The sequence below is a fragment of the Thioalkalivibrio sp. ALE22 genome (genome assembly GCF_000381445.1).
Lineage (GTDB): Bacteria > Pseudomonadota > Gammaproteobacteria > Ectothiorhodospirales > Ectothiorhodospiraceae > Thioalkalivibrio.
This window is the reverse complement of sequence record NZ_KB906502.1, coordinates 69415-86665: the sequence shown is the minus strand read 5'-3', so window position 1 is coordinate 86665 and position 17251 is coordinate 69415. Positions and strand designations below refer to the sequence as shown.

Sequence of the window (17251 nt, the reverse complement as noted above, 5' to 3'; positions counted from 1 at the left end):
TATACGAGGCCATACGGGGGTTGTGTCCGCGCGTTGCAGGGGCGCCGATGCGGCCCGGAGATTGAGCTTGAGGCCCGCTGCGTTCACAATACGCCCCTCAATTCTCCCGTGTACTCACTCAGGCCGGCGGTAGCAGGCGGCTTGCGTAACCTGTGCGCGGACGCCCCGCGCGGGTTCGGGCCGCGACGCGCGGGACCCATGGGGCCCAGGCCCCGGCCCAGAGCGAATCGATGATCCAGCTGCGAACCTACGTCTACATGGATTCCCTCCAGCCGCAGCTGGCGGAATACATGGCTACGGTCTCCCAGGGCTTTCTGCCCGTACCGGGGGACTCCTGCCTGTGGGTGGAGGTTTCGCCGGGGATGGCGGTGCACCGTCTAACCGACGTGGCGCTGAAGGCGACCAACGTGCACCTCGCGCAGCAGGTCGTGGAGCGCGAGTTCGGTTCCATGGTGATCCACCACCGCGACCAGAGCGAGGTGCAGGAGGCCGGTCGCGTGCTGCTCTCGCGCCTGGGCGCCAGCCAGGAGGATCGCCAGCCCTGCCGCATCCCGTGGCAGGAGACCATCCGCGGGATGACCCCGGATCACACCGTGCTGATCAACCGCCAGAACCGCCGCGGGAACATGATCCTGCCGGACCAGAGCATGTTCATCCTCGAGGCGGAACCGGCCGGCTACATCATCTATGCCGCGAATCAGGCGTTGAAGGCGGCCAATGTGTCGCTGATCGATGTGCGCGCGGTGGGCGCCTTCGGGCGTCTGACCCTGGCCGGCCGCGAGGGCGACGTGGACGAGGCGGCGCGTGCGGCGATCCACGCGCTGCACAACCCCGCCGGGACCTGAGATGCATCGCGCGCAGCTGCTGGACCTGCTGGCCCGTCACCAGACGACCTTCATCGAGGAGGCCGGCTTCGTCCGCCGCGCGCTGGATTTCGTCAACGACCACCCGGACTGCTTCAATTGCGACCTGACGCCGGCCCACGTGACCGGCTCGGCCTGGGTGGTCAGCCCGGATCGCGAGCAGGCCCTGTTGCTGCTGCACGGCAAGCACCATCGCTGGTTCCAGCCGGGCGGGCATGCCGACGGTCAGGCGGATATCCTGCAGGTGGCGCTGCGCGAGACACACGAGGAAACTGGCCTGCCCCCCGAGCATATCCGGCTCGTCGAGGAAGACATCTTCGACCTGGATATCCACACCATCCCCGCCAGCCCGCATTTCCCGATGCACGAGCACATCGACGTGCGCTTCCTGCTGGAGATCGATGACCGCCTGCCGGTGCCCGGCAGCCACGAGTCGCACGACATCCTGTGGGTCCCGCTGCAGCATGTCTCGCGCTACAACAACAGCCGTTCCCTGTGGCGCATGGTGGAGAAGACCCGCCGCCTGCGCACCTACCGGCACATTCACCCGCGCTGATCCCGTATCCCCGGCGGGGTGGTGACGTTTCCGCCTGCCCGGCAGGGCGCTATAGTCGCCTTCCGTCTCCCTGATCCGTGCGTCCCGTGTCGATGAGCGTTCTGCCACGTCTTGGCCTGCTGCTGTGCCTGATTCTGGCTGCGCCGGTGCTGGCCGACGCCGCGGAGCCGCGTTCGATGACCGTGACGGATCCCGCCGGCGTGGAGCTGGACGTGACCGTCTACCCGGCCGAGGGTGAGCGCCTCTACCTCTGGCTGCTGCCGCAGGCGGGCGCGCACGCCAACCATGCCGAGTTCGGCCGCGAGCTGGCGGCCCTGGGCATTGAGGTCTGGCAGGTGGACCTGCTGGATGCCCATTTCCTCCCCCGCACCAACGAGAGCATGCGCAGCCTGGATGGTGTCAGCGTGGCCGCGTTGCTGCGCGCCGCGCATGAAGAGACGGGCAAGGAGGTCATGCTGGTGGCCTCCGGTCGCCCGGCCATCAGCGCGCTGCGCGGCCTGCGCAAGTGGCAGGAAGACGGGCCCGACTCGGCTTACGTGCTCGGGGCGGCCCTGGCCTTCCCCAGCCTGATGGTGGACACGCCGGTCGCCGGGGCGCCCGCGGAGTTTGTGGATGTCGTGCGGGCCACCAGCCTCCCCGTGTTTCTGCTGCAGCCGACCCAGGGCGTCTACCGCTGGCACCTGAACGAGATCCTGACCGACCTGCGCCGGGGTGGCAGCGCGGTATTCGTGCAGATGATCCCGGGGGTGCGCGACTTCTACTACCTGCGCCGTGCCGACCCCGAACCGGAGGAAAGGGCCATGGCGGCCCGTCTGCCCGCGCAGTTGCTGCAGGCGGGCCGGCTGCTGGCCAGCGTCCCGCGCCCGCTGGCCGCGGCGCCGATGCCGGAGCTCGCGCGCGACGTCGAGGCCGGCCGGGGGCTGGTAGCGCGCGATCACCCGCCACCAGTCGACGACTTCACGCTCACCGATCACCTGGGCGATGAGCAGTCGCTGTCCGATTACGCAGGGCAGGTGGTCTTGCTGAACTTCTGGGCCAGCTGGTGCCCGCCCTGTGTCCACGAGATCCCGTCGATGAACCGCATGGCGGAGACCCTGGGCAAGGGTTTTGCCATCGTCTCGGTTAACTATCAGGAGAGCGCCGAGCACATCTCCGCCTTCATGGACGAGGCGCAGGTGGATTTCCCGGTGTTGATGGATTTCGACGGCCGGGTCGCCGCCGACTGGCGTGTATTCGCCTTCCCCAGCTCCTTCATCCTCGGCCGCGACGGCCGGGTGCGCTATTCCGTCAACAGCGCCATCGAATGGGACGACCCCGACGTCATCAACCGCGTCCGTACCCTCATGACCGAGCCCGAATAGCCGGCCGGACGGTCGTGCGTTATTCGTCGGTGGAGCCTTCCACCGTGGTCAGGCCGAAGGCGTGCCACATTTGCATGCCGCCGCGGTACCACTTGATGCGTTCGGCCGGGTAGCCGAGGTTGGTCAGCGTGCGGATGTTGGTGGGGGACTGCCCGCACCAGGGGCCGTTGCAGAACAGCACCAGGGTCTTCGCGTGGCTGAAGTCGTAGAAGTCCCCGTCGAAGACCACGTCGAACCGGTCGCTCAGCACATTGCGTACGTCGTCCGGGTCGGCCCCGGAGGCGAAGTGCAGGCGATCCCAGGGGATGTTGATGGCACCGGGGATGGTGCCGCGGCGATATTCGCGTGGGGTGCGTGAATCGATGATCAGCAGGTCGTCGCGCTCGGTGGTCTGGCGCAGGTAATCGATGAACTCCAGTTCACCCAGCGTCTCGACCCCTCGACCCAGGCTCATCGGCTGGATGCAGAAGGGCGGACAGGGGCGCGCAATCTGCGCATAGTCGAGATCGATGGTCGCGAAGGTGTCCTGGTCGCGGGTCACCGTCACGCGCTCGTCGCCGTGGCGCACCTCGAACTCGGCCATGTCGGCGGTGATGCCCACCTCCACCTCCGCGAAGGTGGGCGAGGCCACCAGCAGTGCCAGGCTCGCGAGCAGGCCGCATACACGGGGCGATGCGGGTTGGGGCTTTTCCATCGGATTCTCCTCGGCATCCGCCATTCCTCAAGCGTAGTCCCGAATATTGCCGAGCACGCGCAAGGGCCCACGTGTGGCGGGTATTTCGGGCGGCGGCGTTACCCTTGCGCCTGTTCGTCGAGGAGTTCGCGGATCTGGTCGATGACGCCGGGTTCGGTCCATTCGATCGCGCCGAACAGGTAGTAGCGCAGCTGGCCCTCGCGGTCGATGACGTAGCTGGTGGGGTAGGCCATCGCGCGCCAGTCATTCAGGGAGGCCTGGTCCGGGTCGAGGAGGATGGTGAAGTCCGTTTGCACTTCGTCCTCGATGAAGCGGCGGATGGTGGCCTCGTCCTCGCCGAGATTCACCGCGAGGATGCGAAAGCCTTCCGCGCGCAGTTCATCCTCCAGCAACTGCATGGATGGCATCTCGTGCACGCAGGGCGGGCACCAGCTTGCCCAGAAGTTCACCAGCACGACCTCGCCGCGATAGTCCTCCAGACGACGGGTGTCGCCGGCAAGGTCGGGCCGTTCCAGCGGCGGGGCGGCCACGGGCTCGTCCAGGGTATTCAGTTGCGCGTCGCCGCCGGTGGGGGTGCGCACGGCCAGGTCGGTGTCCGCATCGGCCACGGCCGGCGTCCGCTGGCGGGGCAGGCGCGACAGCATCTCCATGCCGAAGGCGATCTCGCGATGGAAGTGCTCGCTCGCCAGTTGCTCGCCGGCCGTGGCATCCGGGCGGAAGAAGAACCGGTCGCGGATGCCGGGAAGCAGGCGGGCCCCCACGGCACTACCGCCCTCCGTGAGACCCGCGCGGATGCGGCCGAGTTGCTGGCGCTGTGGGGATTGCGCCGGTTGCAGGATGTACACGGGGAGGTTGGTCAGCCCGACGATGGCCTGCAGCTCGGCACCTTCGGTGTCCACGCCGGTGTGCAGGTAGGGGCTGGCCATCAGCAGGCCGGCCATGTGGTCCGCATCCGGGTGGGCGAGCTGCCACTGGTAAAGCCCGGTGAGCAGCCAGGGCAGGGCGCGGTCGTGGCCGAACGCGAAGACGGCGCGACCGGTATCGGCGTGAGCCGACTCGATCAGGTCCGCGACCGTCGTGGTGGGCATGTCATCGAAGCTGGAGGCCGCCTCCGGCAGGAAGTGGCCGCTGAAGGGGTCAACCAGCCAGACCTCGATGCCGATGGCCTGCAGGGCCAGGGCCTGGGTGCGGTGGCCGTCGCGCAACCCGTGCTCGGACGGGAACCACAGCAGCACGGCGTCGCCGTCGGCGCGATAGCGCTCCACCGGGACCTCGGCGCCGCCGGCCTCGATGATGGCGGCTGCGTTCGCAGCGCCGGTTGGATCCCCGGCATCCTGGGCCAGGGCGATAAGCGGCGTCCCCAGAAGCGCTACCAGAGTGAGCAGAACAACGGCGAGAGAACGGGTCATGCAGGCCTTTCCGGAGGGTGTTCGGGGAGAGACGCACGAGGGCTCGATATTGATCCGCCGGTGCTGAATGCAGTCCGGTCGTCCCGTGGACATCCTTGTGAGATTCCACACCTAGAGCGACACCGGGACCCGGCGATACGGCTCGGGGGGCGGCGGTCTGTGGTCGCCGCTTTCGGGGAAGCGCTGGATCAGCTTGTCGTAGTAGCTGCGGATGTTCTGCACGTAGACGACCGGCTCCCAGCCACGGGCGTAGCCATAGCGGGTGCGCTCGTACCATTCGGGGTCGGCCAGGCGCGGGAGCCACTGCATCACGTCCAGCCAGCGATCCGGATCGTCGCCATGCGCATCCGCCAGGCGACGGGCGTCGTGCAGGTGACCGAGGCCGACGTTGTAGGCCGCCAGGGTCATCCAGGTGCGGTCCGGTTCCGGGATTCGCTCCGGGAGTCGTTCGCGCAGATCCAGCAGGTATCGCGTGCCACCGTCCACGCTCGATGCGGGATCGGTGCGGTCGTCGATGCCGAGACCCGCAGCGGTGTTCTGGGTCAGCATCATCAGCCCGCGCACGCCGGTGGGCGACACGGCGTTGGCATTCCAGTGTGACTCCTGATAGGCCACCGCCGCGATGAAGCGCCAATCCAGGCCGTATTGCTCGCCGGCGCTCTCGAACAGGTCGCGAAAGCGATCCAGGCGGTCCTCCACTCGGCGGGCGAAGGTCAGGGCGTCCACCAGGTCGTGGGTCTCCAGGTGGCCCAGGTAACGGTCGGTCATCAGCTCCAGTTCGCGGCTCTCGCGCAGGCGCTCGATATAGCGTTCCGCCGCTTCGATCAGGCTGTGGTCGAACCCGGACGGGAACAGCCAGGTGACGGTCGCACCGCGCTCGAACTCGTACGCGGTGCGCAGCTCCGGATGCAGGCGCCGCAGCCGCCCGAACTCCAGCGAGTTCATCAGGGCATAGTCGATCTCGCCTGCGGCCAGGGCCTGGCGCAGCGCCTCGGCGGTGCCCAGCGGTACCAGGTCGATCGCTGGGTCAGGTGGCTCGTCGCTCAGCGTTTCCAAGGGGTTCTCTTCCGGATCGGCGGATTCGGGGCCCTCCGCCAGGGTCGAGCTCCGTTGTCTTGAGGCCTCGACTTGGGCCAGGTGGTCCCGCAGGCGTTCCGGCAAGGGGGATTGCGCGGTGAACCCCAGACGGGTTCCGGCAGGCAGATCGTCGAGGGCGGACAGGGCCGCGTTCGCTTCGTTGCCGCGCCAGAAGGCGAGGAGCTGCTGGATCGCGAGGATCTCCGGGCCCGGTTTGACCGCGGGATCGCCGGGATCGACCAGCAAGCCGGCGGCAAGATCCACGCGCTGTTCGCGCAGACGCTGGTGGGCCTCGGCCGCTGTGTCCACGCGGGTGACCCGGATGCGCGTGCCCAGCTCCCGCGCAAAGCCGTGCAGCAAGTCGAGGTCCAGTTGGTCGTGGCCGTTGGCCATGGTCAGTTCCGAACGGCCAAGTGGAGTGTCCACCAGAACGACCTGCAACTCCTCGCGAAAGGTGAGCTGCTCCAGTGCAGAGGGTGGCTGGAACCAGACCCGCAGACCAATCATCACCAGCAGCACGATGAAGATGCCGAGCTCGATCTGACGCCAGGTCGTGCTTGGAGGTCGGAGCTGAAGGTGCGGGGCCATGGACTGGATGATACCCAATCAAGCGGCGTGGCCGCGCGGGACGCGGCGGCGCCGGGTCCGGGTGCTGGTCCTGGCCGGAATGTTTCCCTATCGCCAGTTCAGGACCAGCCCCTGAGCGCGCAGGATCTGCAGCGCGGGGTCGACACAGGTGTCGATGAAGGCGGCCCGGCGCGGATTGTCGCGTGCCAGTCGGCGGTAGTCCGGACCCGCGGGCAGGCCCGCGAGCTGGTAGATATCCGCCGTCGGGTAGTAGAAGGCGTGCACGAACTGACGGAATACCCGGCGCATCAGCGGCCGGTAGGTGGTCTTCTGCCAGGCGGGCAGGGAGTCCAGGTAGCTTTCCAGCGTGTCGCGGGCATGCGCCATGTGGCGGGCCTCGTCGATCATGTGGGTGGTGACGACGTCATGCACCGTGGGGCTTATCTGGTCGCGGCGCTGGTGGATCAGCCGGTTCATCCGATCCGGCACTTCCTCGCCGATCATCACCGCGATCCAGAAGATCGAGGACTCGAACGGGGCGAAGCGTCCGACCAGCGTGGCGAGACGTGGCTTCGGGAAGCGCTTCTCCGGCAGCTCCAGGCCGCTGCGCCGCATGAACTCGATGAACATCAGGCTGTGCCCGGCCTCTTCGCGCAGCTCGTGCAGGCGGTAGTTCAGCCGGTCCAGCCGGCCGGTCGAGTGCATGGAGATGCGCGAGATGCGCTCCATGAACAGGCCCTCCAGCCACAGTGCCCCGCTGATGAAGTAGAGGAACTCGTACTGCGACAGGCGGCGTTTCTGCTCGGCGGACAACGCCGAGTATTCCGGCGTACCGAATAGCGAGACGGCCTCTTCCGGGATCCAGAAGTCCTCCGGCGACAGCGCATCCCAGCGAATCCGCGTGAGCGGATCCTGGTATGGCGAACTGTTGCGGCTCAAGTGATCGAGCAGCTCCTGGGAGGAATTCATCGTTGGCGTGCCGGGGCCCATGCGGATGACGCCGGGAATCATACCGGCTCTGCCCGTCCGGACCAACGCCAACCCGTTGCAATCTGCGGTTGCTCCCCCATGATTAAGGAGACGCTGATTGAATCGCACGTCCGCGTTGGTGCCCCCTGTTTTCCGAGACAAGGCGCGTCGTGCAGCGGGTAGTGGTTCTACCCGCAAGCGGCGCAACGCAGGATCGGGGAACAGGGGGCACCAACCCCACAAGCCATTGAAAGCAGGGGCTCGGCCGCTTTTGCGTGCGCCCGGCGTTGCGGCTCGCTTATGTAGCTCGGCTACACTTCACTCACCGCGCCTTGTTCGCACGCAAAAGCGACTCGAGCGCGGACGTGCGATTCAATCAGCGTCTCCTTAAGATCATGGACAAGAACATACGTTACCGGATCAGCTTTCTGAACAATGGCAAAACCTACGAATTGTTCGCCCGTGATGTTTATCAGGATGAACTGTACGGGTTCGTGACCATCGAGGGTCTGCTGTTCGGGGAGCGCTCGCAGGTCGTGGTGGATCCCTCGGAGGAACGCCTGCGTACCGAGTTCGAGGGAGTGGAGCGCTTCCACGTGCCGATGCATGCCCTGATTCGCATCGACGAGGTCACCGCCGTGGGGACGCCGCGCATCCACGACGCGGGCGCGGTGGGTGGAAACGTGCATGCCTTCCCGGGGTTGCCAGGCAAGGGTGGGTCCTGATCCGCAAGCGTTTTCCACCGGCCCTCCATTGCGCTGCTGCCGCGCCTGGTTTAGGATTCCGCGCTCTGTAGCCGTCCAGCGGTTGCGGAAATTGGAGAGGTGGCCGAGCGGTCGAAGGCGCACGCCTGGAAAGTGTGTATACGGTAACCCCGTATCGAGGGTTCGAATCCCTCCCTCTCCGCCAGATTCGAGCAAAGGGGCCTGCGTGGCCCCTTTTGCATGTTTGGCCCCGGAGGTGCCGGGATTCGAACCCGAGGAACAAAAACGCTGGTTCGACGGGTGACGCGGAGCGGCACCCGAGCGTCGCCGCAGGCGACGACCCGGAGGGCGAGGCACAACGTGCCGAGTAATCCCTCCCTCTCCGCCAGATCAAAGCAAAGGGGCCCCAGTGGCCCCTTTCGCATGTCTGGCCCCAGCGCTCGGCATTCGGCTAATGAATGCGGTGATTCGGCTGGAGGCTGGCCCTGGTTCGGCATCTATTGTTTGCGGTGCCTTCGGTCCGCCGCCTGCCCGGCGCTGACTCGCCAGCGCGCCGCGAGGTCCTTTCTTGCTTGCCCAAGAAAGGACCCAAAGAAGGGCACCCGGATTCCGCCCGGGAACCTTGCTCCAGGGCCCTCGGGCCGGCGGCGCTGAACTCGCTACGCTCAGAGATCCAGCGCCCCGAATTTATAGAAAACGGGCCGGCCCGATAACCCTTCCGCAAGGGACTCCATACGGGAGGGGAAGGTCAAAACAGAAGGCATCCCAACGCCACGACACGACAACGGCCCTGCCGCCTGAACCCCCCGGCGCCCGCACCGCGGGTGCGGCACGCTATGGCCGAAGGCCGAGCGTGCCCAAGATGTGCGAAGACCTAGCCTTCATCCACTGGCAAGACCGTCGGGACAGCCGTTGTCTTGACCTTGAGCCCCCCGTTGTCGTCGCGCCGAGCGGAGAGGGTTTTCGCGGGACGATTCAAAATAGAAACGGGGGCGCTGGATGTCTGAGCGGAGCCGCAGGCGCAGCGAGTTCAGCGCCGCCCGCGAAAACCCTCGGAGCGAGGGAAACCCCGGCCCGCACAGCGGGCCGGGGTCGCGGCAGTCGGGCGTGTTTCTTGGGTACTTCTTTGCACGAGCAAAGAAGTACCTCGCGGCGCGCTGGCGAGTCAGCGCCTGGCAGGCGGCGGACCGGAGGCACCGTAAACACAGGATGCCGAACCAGGCCCAGCCAACAATCGGCAGTATGCGGACCGAAGGCGCTGTAAACCCCAGAGGCCGAGCCAGGACCAGCCTCAACAAGGCAGGCGGCCGACCGAAGCCTTCCCGAACGAAGGCCGGTTGCGGGTCGAGCGGTTAATCGAGGCGCAGGGAGTAGTCGATCGCGTGGAGGTGCTTGGTCAGCGCACCCACGGAGATGTAGTCCACGCCGGTCGCCGCGATGGCCGCCAGGCTGTCGGCGGTGACTCCGCCGGAGGCCTCGGAGATCGCGCGGCCACGAATGAGCAGCACCGCAGTGGCCAGGTCGTCCAGCGACAACTCGTCGAGCATGATGACGTCGGCACCGGCGGCCAGGGCCTGGTCCACCTCGTCGAGGGTCTCGGTCTCCACCTCGACCCAGCGTCCGGCACCCAGGGTGCGGGCGCGCTCGACCGCGGCGGCGATGGAGCCGCATGCGGCGATGTGGTTTTCCTTGATCAGCACCGCATCCCACAGCGCCAGCCGGTGGTTGTAGCCGCCGCCGCAGCGCACCGCGTACTTCTGCCCATGCCGCAGCCCCGGAAGGGTCTTGCGGGTGTCCAGGACGCGGCTCTCGGTGCCTTCCAGGCGCGCGACCCAGCGCGCGGTCTCGCTGGCGGTTCCGGAGAGGGTCTGCAGCAGGTTCAGGGCCGCGCGTTCGGCGGCCAGGACGGCCCGGGCCGGCCCCTCGAGCGTCGCGATCACCCGGGGTTGGCCGTCCACGGTTACCCGGGCGCTCTCGGGTACCTGCCAGTCGATGCGGATCTCCGGCGCGAGGCTGGTGAATACGCGCTCGAACCACGCCTGTCCGCAGACGATCGCGGGCTCCTTGAGCAGCAGCGTGGCGCGCGCGACGCGTTCGGCCGGGACCAGGGCGGCGGTCAGGTCGCCGTCCAGACCGTTGGGGCCCAGGTCTTCCGCGAGGGCGGCCTCGACCTCGCGCACGAGCATGGCGGCATCGGGCCGCGCCGGGCCCTGGGCGAACGGGTCGCTGGGGCCGCCTGCGACCAGGGCCTTATCCGTCATGACGATCCGGGATCGGGCGGTGGGCCACGTAGTCGTCGCGCAGCTTCTTCACCAGGCCGGCCAGAAGGATGAGCGCGATCAGGTTAGGTGCGGCCATGGCGATGTTGGCGATATCGGAGAAGTTCCAGACCACGCCCAGCGGGATGGTGGCCCCGATCACGATCAGGATGACGAACACGATGCGGTAGGGCATGACCGCGCGCTCGCCGAACAGGAAGTAGGCCGAGCGGTCGCCGTAGTAGGACCAGGCGATCATGGTGGAGAAGGCAAACAGCATCAGGCTGATCCCTACCAACATGGCGCCGAACGGGCCCAGGGTGGAGCTGAAGGCGGTGGCGGTCAGGGAGGCACCCACGACGTCGTCGGCGCGGTCAATGTAGGCCCCGGTAACCACGATGGCCAGACCGGTCAGGGTGCAGACTACGATGGTGTCGATGAACGGCTCGAGCATGGCCACCGAGCCCTCGCGCGGCGGATCGCCGTTCTTGGCCGCGGCGTGCGCCATGGCCGAGGACCCCAGGCCCGCCTCGTTGGAGAACATGCCGCGCGCGACGCCGTACTGGATGGCGAGACCAATGGCCCCGCCACCGGCCGCCCAGGGGTTGAGCGCAAGGTTCAGGATGGTGGCGACCGCGGCCGGGACGGCATCGATGTTGGCGACGATCACCACGAAGGCACCCAGCATGTAGATCACGGCCATGAACGGGACGATGGTCGAGGCGATCATGGCGATGCGCTTGACGCCGCCGATGATGACCAGCGCCACGAGCACGGCCATGGTCAGGCCGATGATCAGGGCCATCCAGCCCATGATGTCGTCGTCCGCGCGCAGGTCCGGCACGATGAAGGTCAGGCCGTCGACCACGGAGTTGGCCTGCACCATGTTGCCGATACCGAACGAGGCGATCAGGGTGAAGGCGGCGAACAGGATCGCCAGCTTCTTCATCTTCAGGCCGTTGAGGAGCGTGAACATCGGGCCGCCGGCGATGCTGCCGTCCGGGGCGATCTCGCGGTAGCGCACCGCCAGGGTGGTCTCCGCGAACTTGGTCGCCATGCCGAAGAAGGCGGTGACCCACATCCAGAACAACGCCCCGGGGCCGCCCAGAGCGATGGCCGTGGCTACGCCGGCGATGTTCCCGGTCCCGATGGTCCCGGACAGCGCGGTGGAGAGCGCCTGGAACGGCGAGATCTGTCCGGTGCCGCCGGCCCGACCGTCCGACCCGCGCAGGGCGCGCCAGCCCTCGCGGAAGGCCACGACCTGAACCAGACCCAGGCGGATGGTGAGATAGAGCCCCGTGCCCAGCAGCAGGATCAGGGTAATCGGGTTGCCCCAGAGAAGGCCGGCGGTGTCGCCGAGGAACTGGTCGATGGTGTCGAGCATCGGTGGGTCCTTGTAATCCGGGTGGGACGGCCGCAGTGCTGGCCGAAAACTCTACCGCGCACGGCCGTCGTTTACGATAGGTTGAGCGCACCGCGGCCATAGCCTGTGCCTGTGAAACCCGCAGGCGGCCCGGGAATCCATGGTAGAAACACCACGCCGTCAGGACGTTCAAGGATCGAGCATGAGCGAATCAAACGAGTCCGTCGTCGAATACGATCACGGCAAACCGGTCCCCCGGGTCTTCCTGATCGGGTCGCTGATCGCGCTGGCGGCCTTCATCTGGCTGGTCAGTCTGGTCTGGCCTTCGCTGGAAGAGCGGCTCGTCGGCCTGAGTACGCTGCAGATCGGCCTGCTGGCGAGCTTCGTGGCCGGGCTGATGACAGCCGTGGGCGCGCTTCCGATCTTCTTCCTGCGCCGGATCAGCCAGTCGGTAGAGGACGCGATGATGGGCTTCGGCGCCGGAGTGATGCTCTCTGCCACGGCCTTCGAGCTGGTTCTGCCGTCGGTGGAACAGGCCGAGCTGCAGTATGGCGGCGTGGGTATGGCGATTGTCGTGCTGGCGGTGGGTATGGCGCTCGGGGGCGGCGCGCTGCTCGCCCTGCACAAGTGCGTGCCGCACGAACACTTCCACATCGGCCCGCAAAGCGGGGCAGACCCCGCCAAGATCCGCCGTGTCTGGTTGTTTATCTTTGCCATCGCCCTGCACAACCTGCCCGAGGGATTGGCCGTCGGCGTAGGTTTCGGGGGCGATGACGTCCGTGACGGGATCGCGCTGGCCATCGCGATCGGTCTGCAGAACATGCCGGAGGGGCTGGTGGTGGCAATCGCCTTGCTGTCGCTGGGCTACAGCAAGTGGGCCGCATTCGGGGTGACCCTGCTGACCGGGCTGGTGCAGCCGGTCGGTGGTCTGATCGGGGCCGGCGCCATCACGCTGATGGAGTTCCTGTTGCCCTGGGGGCTCGCCTTCGCGGCCGGGGCGATGCTGTTCGTCATCAGTCACGAGATCATCCCCGAGTCGCACCGCAAGGGGCACGAGGCGCAGGCGACGGTCGGCGTGCTGGTCGGTTTCGTCGTCCTGCTGGCGATCGACCTGGCGCTGTAGGGCGCCACGCACATGCACCGTCATTCCGAGGAACCCCAGACGACGCGGCACAAAAACGCGCTGCGCGCTGAACGGCCGCAGGGCGGCCCGAAGGGCGGGCGCAGCGAGTAACCTTCGAAAGCTGGCCGCGCGTCAGCATCCGGTGGTTTCGTAAGGAGGTTGCTTCGTCGCTGCGCTCCTCGCAATGACGGTGCCCCGGTTGCGCGAAGGGGGCGCGGGTCGAGCGGTTGCTCCGGGCCGGAAAGTCGCCGCCGGGCGTCCGGGCTTTCGCTCCGGAGATATTTTGGTCTACAATTAGTTTCGTCTGCGGGTGCCCGACAATGCCCGCACACCGTTCTGGAAGAGATCTGCGATCGCGAGTCGATTGGCAGACGCCGAAGGCGCAACATCCGCCCGGAATCGCTCAGGCTACAGGACCGGAACGGTGCAGGAGACACACTCTGGAGAGCGGCCGGAAACGGCCCACCGAAGGGGGCGGTCACGCAGTCCGGAAACGGATTGACGCGACGCAAACTCTCAGGTTTCAGGACAGAGGGGCGGCTGGCAGATTCATTCTGCCGGCCGCCCCTTTTTTTATGCCCGGAGCGCGGCGGCCGGGCCTCGCGGTTCCACCGGCGGCTGCCGGCGAGCCGACCACGACACGCAAGCAAGGCGAGAATCAGATGACGACGTTGAAGACAACTCCGCTCCATGCCGCGCATCAGCGCGCGGGGGCCAAGCTGGTCGATTTCGCCGGCTGGGAGATGCCGCTGCACTACGGCTCCCAGATGGAGGAGCACAAGCGGGTGCGCGAATCCGCCGGGATGTTCGACGTGTCGCACATGCAGGTCGTGGATATCCATGGCCCGCAGGCGCAGGCCTTCCTGCGCTACCTGCTGGCGAACGACGTGGCCAAGCTCAAGACCGAGGGCCGCGCGCTGTACAGCTGCATGCTGAACGAGGCCGGCGGGGTGATCGATGACCTGATCATCTACTGGACCGGGGGCGCCAGTTACCGCGCGGTGGTCAATGCCGCTACCGCCGAGGGCGATATCGCCCACATGCAGAAGGTCGCGAAGGATTTTGACGTGAACGTCGAGCCGCGCCCGGAGTTCGCGCTGATCGCGATCCAGGGCCCGCAGGCGGTGGAGAAGACCCTGCCGCTGCTGCCGGATGAGCTGCGTAGTGCCGGGGATCTCAAGCCGTTCTCCGCGGTCTGGAATGACACTTGGTTCGTCGCCCGCACCGGCTACACCGGCGAGGACGGTTTCGAGGTGATGCTGCCGGCCGAGGCCGCCGACGGTTTCTGGGAGAAGCTGAAGGCCGCCGGCGTGCATCCCATCGGTCTCGGCGCGCGCGACACCCTGCGCCTGGAGGCCGGCATGAATCTCTACGGCACGGATATGGATGACCAGACCAATCCGCTGACCGCGAACCTTGGCTGGACCATCGCGCTTAAGGATGCCGAACGCGATTTCATCGGCCGTGCGCCGATCGAGCAGTCAAAGGCCGCGGGCGTGCCGGAACGCATGGTCGGGCTGGTGCTGGACGGGCGCGGGGTGCTGCGTGGCGGCACCCGCATCGAGACCGAGGCCGGCGACGGCGTGGTCACCTCCGGCAGCTTCTCGCCCAGCCTCGGGGTGTCGGTCGCCTTCGCGCGGATCCCGGCCGGGGTCGAGGCCGAGGAGCTGCACGCGGACATCCGCGGCCGCAAGCTGCCGGTGCGCGTGGTGAAGCCGGTGTTCGTCCGCAATGGCGAGCCGCAGATCGAACTGAATCGCTAACGAATTATTGCCTCATGCCGCGTGTGCCGGACTACACTGCGCAGGCGGGATCCAAACGAAAAAGGAAGACGTCATGAGCGAAGCACCGAAGGACCTGAAGTACACCAAGAGCCACGAGTGGGTGCGCAGCGAGGCCGATGGCAGCGTGACCGTGGGCATCACCGATCACGCGCAGGAACTGCTGGGTGATCTGGTGTTCGTCGAGGCCCCGGAAGCGGGCAGCAGCATCGAGGCGGGTTCGGCCTGTGCCACCGTGGAATCGGTCAAGGCCGCCTCGGATATCTATGCGCCGATCTCCGGCGAGGTGACCGAGGTCAACGAGGACCTGGCAGACAGCCCCGAGAAGGTCAACGAGTCGCCCTTCGAGGACGGCTGGCTGTTCAAGGTGAAGCCGTCGGACGCCGGCGAGCTGGACGCCCTGATGGACGCGGATGCCTATGCCGCGCACGTCGAGGCCGAGTCCTGAGCCTGGCTGTGCATCACTGGTCCCGGTCATGTCCGGCCGGGACCCAACCGAACTTCGCCATCATTGGCGGAAGCGAGACCTGACATGCCGTTTATCCCGCATACCGAAGAAGACATCCGCGCCATGCTCGATAGCATCGGTGCCGAATCCGTCGAGGATCTTTTCGACGAGATCCCCGCCGATCTGCGCTCGCCGCCGCTCACGGGGATCCCCGAGGGCGAGAACGAGATGGGGATTACCCGCCTGATGCAGGAGCGGGCCGCGAAGGACGGCATGCCATCGAATTTCATCGGGGCCGGTGCCTACGAGCACCACATCCCGGCCGCCGTGTGGCAGATCGCCACCCGCGGCGAGTTCTACAGCGCCTACACGCCCTACCAGGCCGAGGCCAGCCAGGGCACGCTGCAGCTGATCTACGAATACCAGACCATGATCAGCCGCCTGACCGGGATGGAGGTCTCCAACGCCTCGCTGTATGACGGCGCCTCTGCCCTGGCCGAGGCCGTGCTGATGGCGGTTCGCGTGAACCGCCGCTCCAAGGCCAAGCGCGTGCTGCTGCCGGGCGCGCTGCACCCGGACTACCGCAAGGTGGTCAGGACGCTGATCGGCAACCAGGGCATCGAGCTGGTCGAGCTGCCGTTCGACGAGACCACCGGCCAGACCCCGGTGGACGCCCTGGCGCCGTATGCCGACGAGGACGTCACCGCCATGGTGATCAGCCAGCCGAATTTCTTCGGCATCCTCGAGGATGTGGACGCCCTGACCGGCTGGGCCGAGGAGCGCGGCGTCCCGGTGATCGCCGTGGTGAATCCGGTCTCGCTGGCGCTTTTGAAGCCGCCGGGCGAGTGGGGCACCAACGGCGTCGATATCGTGGTCGGCGAGGGCCAGCCGCTGGGGGCGCCGCTGTCCTCCGGCGGGCCGTACTTCGGCTTCATGACCACCCTGAAGAAGCACATCCGGCAGATGCCGGGGCGGATCGTCGGCCGCGCCGAGGATGCCGACGGCAAGCCCGGCTTCGTGCTGACCCTGCAGGCGCGCGAGCAGCATATCCGCCGCTCCAAGGCGACCTCGAACATCTGCACCAACCAGGGCCTGGTGGTGACGGCCGCGACCATCCACATGTCCATGCTGGGTGACGAGGGTCTGACCCGCGTGGCCGAGGCCTGCTATGCCAACACCCACGCACTGGTGGAAAAGCTGGCGGCCAAGGGCATCAAGCCGCGCTTTACCGGCGAATACTTCCACGAAGTCGCGCTGGACTTCGGCGGTGACGCCGCCGGCCGCGTGCAGACCATGGCCGACGCCGGCGTGCTCGCGGGCTTCGAGCTGGGCCGCGACTACGCGCAGCTGGATGGCTGCGTGCTGGCCTGCGCCACCGAGACCAAGACCGAATCCGACCTCGAGCAGTACGTGACCACGTGGGAGCAGGCCGCCTGAGGCGGTCTGATTCCCCGGGTCAACGACCCCACGCGCCATACACACAACGCCGGGAGGCAACCATGGCCGAAATCAAGCTGCAAGGTAACCCGATCAATACCAACGGCGACCTGCCGCACGTGGGCTCGCCGGCCCCGGACTTCAAGCTGACCAACAAGGATCTGCAGGATGTCTCGCTGGCGGACTTCGGCGACAAGCGCAAGCTGATCTCCATCGTGCCCAGCCTGGACACGCCGGTCTGCGCCGATTCCACCAAGAAGTTCAACGAGATGGTGGCCAGCCGTCCGGATCTCGAGATCCTGATCGTCTCCGCCGACCTGCCGTTCGCGATGAGCCGCTTCTGCGCCGCCGAGAACCTCGAGCGCGTGACCGTGCTGTCGATGATGCGTGATCGCAATTTCGCCAAGGATTACGGCGTGCTGATCCAGGACGGCCCGCTGGCCGGGATCACCGCCCGCGGCGTGGTCGTGCTGGATACCGACAACCTGGTGATGCACGCCGAGCTGGTCTCCGAGATCGGCGACGAGCCGGACTACGACGCCGCGTTCGCGGCCCTGGATGACCGGGCCAACCTGAGCCCGACCCAGTAACCGGCGCGGAGAACCACCGCGCCGCCGGTGGCCGGGCCCGTGCCCGGTCGC

At 67.1% G+C, this 17251-nt stretch carries 15 protein-coding genes, 1 tRNA gene, 1 other RNA gene and 2 riboswitches; of the genes, 11 read left to right on the top strand and 6 right to left on the bottom strand.

What is annotated here, in order from left to right; translation table 11 throughout:
• The first annotated feature begins 230 nt into the window (after window positions 1-230).
• The 3 genes from F793_RS0105205 to F793_RS0105195 all read left to right on the top strand — a co-directional run bounded on the left by F793_RS0105205 (window position 231) and on the right by F793_RS0105195 (window position 2780).
• The gene (locus F793_RS0105205) at window positions 231-845 is read left to right on the top strand and encodes a BMC domain-containing protein (RefSeq protein WP_018867821.1); all 615 of its coding nucleotides are present in this window, start codon (window positions 231-233) and stop codon (window positions 843-845) included.
• Between the two features lies 1 nt (window position 846).
• Window positions 847-1419, top strand: a complete 573-nt coding sequence (locus tag F793_RS0105200) for an NUDIX hydrolase (RefSeq protein ID WP_018867822.1) — start codon at window positions 847-849, stop codon at window positions 1417-1419.
• Window positions 1420-1511: 92 nt separating this feature from the next.
• A complete protein-coding gene (locus F793_RS0105195; RefSeq protein WP_018881781.1) occupies window positions 1512-2780 on the top strand; it encodes a TlpA disulfide reductase family protein in 1269 nt (422 codons plus the stop codon).
• A 19-nt stretch (window positions 2781-2799) separates the two neighbouring features.
• Here F793_RS0105195 and F793_RS0105190 read toward each other — a convergent pair whose 3' ends face one another.
• The 4 genes from F793_RS0105190 to F793_RS0105175 all read right to left on the bottom strand — a co-directional run bounded on the left by F793_RS0105190 (window position 2800) and on the right by F793_RS0105175 (window position 7496).
• Window positions 2800-3498: a rhodanese-like domain-containing protein gene (locus tag F793_RS0105190; protein WP_018875910.1), complete on the bottom strand. Its 699-nt coding sequence runs from the start codon at window positions 3496-3498 to the stop codon at window positions 2800-2802.
• Between the two features lie 74 nt (window positions 3499-3572).
• Window positions 3573-4883 (bottom strand): peroxiredoxin, encoded by a 1311-nt coding sequence (locus F793_RS0105185; RefSeq protein ID WP_018877177.1) that lies wholly within the window; start codon window positions 4881-4883, stop codon window positions 3573-3575.
• A gap of 111 nt (window positions 4884-4994) precedes the next feature.
• A complete protein-coding gene (gene mltF, locus F793_RS0105180) occupies window positions 4995-6548 on the bottom strand; it encodes a membrane-bound lytic murein transglycosylase MltF (protein ID WP_018867826.1) in 1554 nt (517 codons plus the stop codon).
• Window positions 6549-6635: 87 nt separating this feature from the next.
• Window positions 6636-7496, bottom strand: a complete 861-nt coding sequence (locus tag F793_RS0105175) for a diiron oxygenase (protein ID WP_018867827.1) — start codon at window positions 7494-7496, stop codon at window positions 6636-6638.
• Between the two features lie 395 nt (window positions 7497-7891).
• Here F793_RS0105175 and F793_RS0105170 point away from each other — a divergent pair, with 395 nt between their 5' ends.
• The 3 genes from F793_RS0105170 to F793_RS13615 all read left to right on the top strand — a co-directional run bounded on the left by F793_RS0105170 (window position 7892) and on the right by F793_RS13615 (window position 8588).
• The gene (locus tag F793_RS0105170) at window positions 7892-8221 is read left to right on the top strand and encodes a DUF1820 family protein (protein ID WP_026279324.1); all 330 of its coding nucleotides are present in this window, start codon (window positions 7892-7894) and stop codon (window positions 8219-8221) included.
• A gap of 93 nt (window positions 8222-8314) precedes the next feature.
• Window positions 8315-8405 (top strand) — tRNA-Ser (locus tag F793_RS0105165).
• A gap of 37 nt (window positions 8406-8442) precedes the next feature.
• A non-coding RNA gene (locus tag F793_RS13615) (RtT sRNA) lies at window positions 8443-8588 on the top strand.
• A 964-nt stretch (window positions 8589-9552) separates the two neighbouring features.
• Here F793_RS13615 and nadC read toward each other — a convergent pair.
• Both nadC and F793_RS0105155 read right to left on the bottom strand, forming a co-directional pair.
• Complete coding sequence (gene nadC, locus F793_RS0105160; protein ID WP_018877898.1) at window positions 9553-10461, bottom strand: carboxylating nicotinate-nucleotide diphosphorylase; 909 nt, start codon at window positions 10459-10461, stop codon at window positions 9553-9555.
• Complete coding sequence (locus F793_RS0105155; RefSeq protein ID WP_018882698.1) at window positions 10451-11842, bottom strand: sodium:alanine symporter family protein; 1392 nt, start codon at window positions 11840-11842, stop codon at window positions 10451-10453. The genes nadC and F793_RS0105155 overlap by 11 nt, the downstream gene beginning before the upstream one ends.
• A gap of 181 nt (window positions 11843-12023) precedes the next feature.
• Between F793_RS0105155 and F793_RS0105150 the strand changes: the two genes are divergently transcribed.
• From F793_RS0105150 to tpx, 5 genes are all read left to right on the top strand, one after another.
• Complete coding sequence (locus F793_RS0105150) at window positions 12024-12944, top strand: ZIP family metal transporter (RefSeq protein WP_018877897.1); 921 nt, start codon at window positions 12024-12026, stop codon at window positions 12942-12944.
• Between the two features lie 327 nt (window positions 12945-13271).
• Window positions 13272-13373, top strand: a riboswitch (glycine riboswitch).
• 1 nt (window position 13374) lies between these two features.
• A riboswitch (glycine riboswitch) is annotated at window positions 13375-13486 on the top strand.
• A 120-nt stretch (window positions 13487-13606) separates the two neighbouring features.
• A complete protein-coding gene (gene gcvT / locus F793_RS0105145; protein WP_018882699.1) occupies window positions 13607-14707 on the top strand; it encodes a glycine cleavage system aminomethyltransferase GcvT in 1101 nt (366 codons plus the stop codon).
• Window positions 14708-14780: 73 nt separating this feature from the next.
• Complete coding sequence (gcvH, locus tag F793_RS0105140) at window positions 14781-15173, top strand: glycine cleavage system protein GcvH (RefSeq protein ID WP_018867861.1); 393 nt, start codon at window positions 14781-14783, stop codon at window positions 15171-15173.
• A gap of 84 nt (window positions 15174-15257) precedes the next feature.
• Window positions 15258-16610, top strand: a complete 1353-nt coding sequence (gene gcvPA / locus F793_RS0105135) for an aminomethyl-transferring glycine dehydrogenase subunit GcvPA (RefSeq protein WP_018882700.1) — start codon at window positions 15258-15260, stop codon at window positions 16608-16610.
• A 62-nt stretch (window positions 16611-16672) separates the two neighbouring features.
• Window positions 16673-17200 carry a thiol peroxidase gene (tpx, locus tag F793_RS0105130; RefSeq protein WP_018867859.1) on the top strand — a complete coding sequence of 176 codons (528 nt, stop codon included), beginning with the start codon at window positions 16673-16675 and terminating at the stop codon, window positions 17198-17200.
• Window positions 17201-17251: the final 51 nt, after the last annotated feature.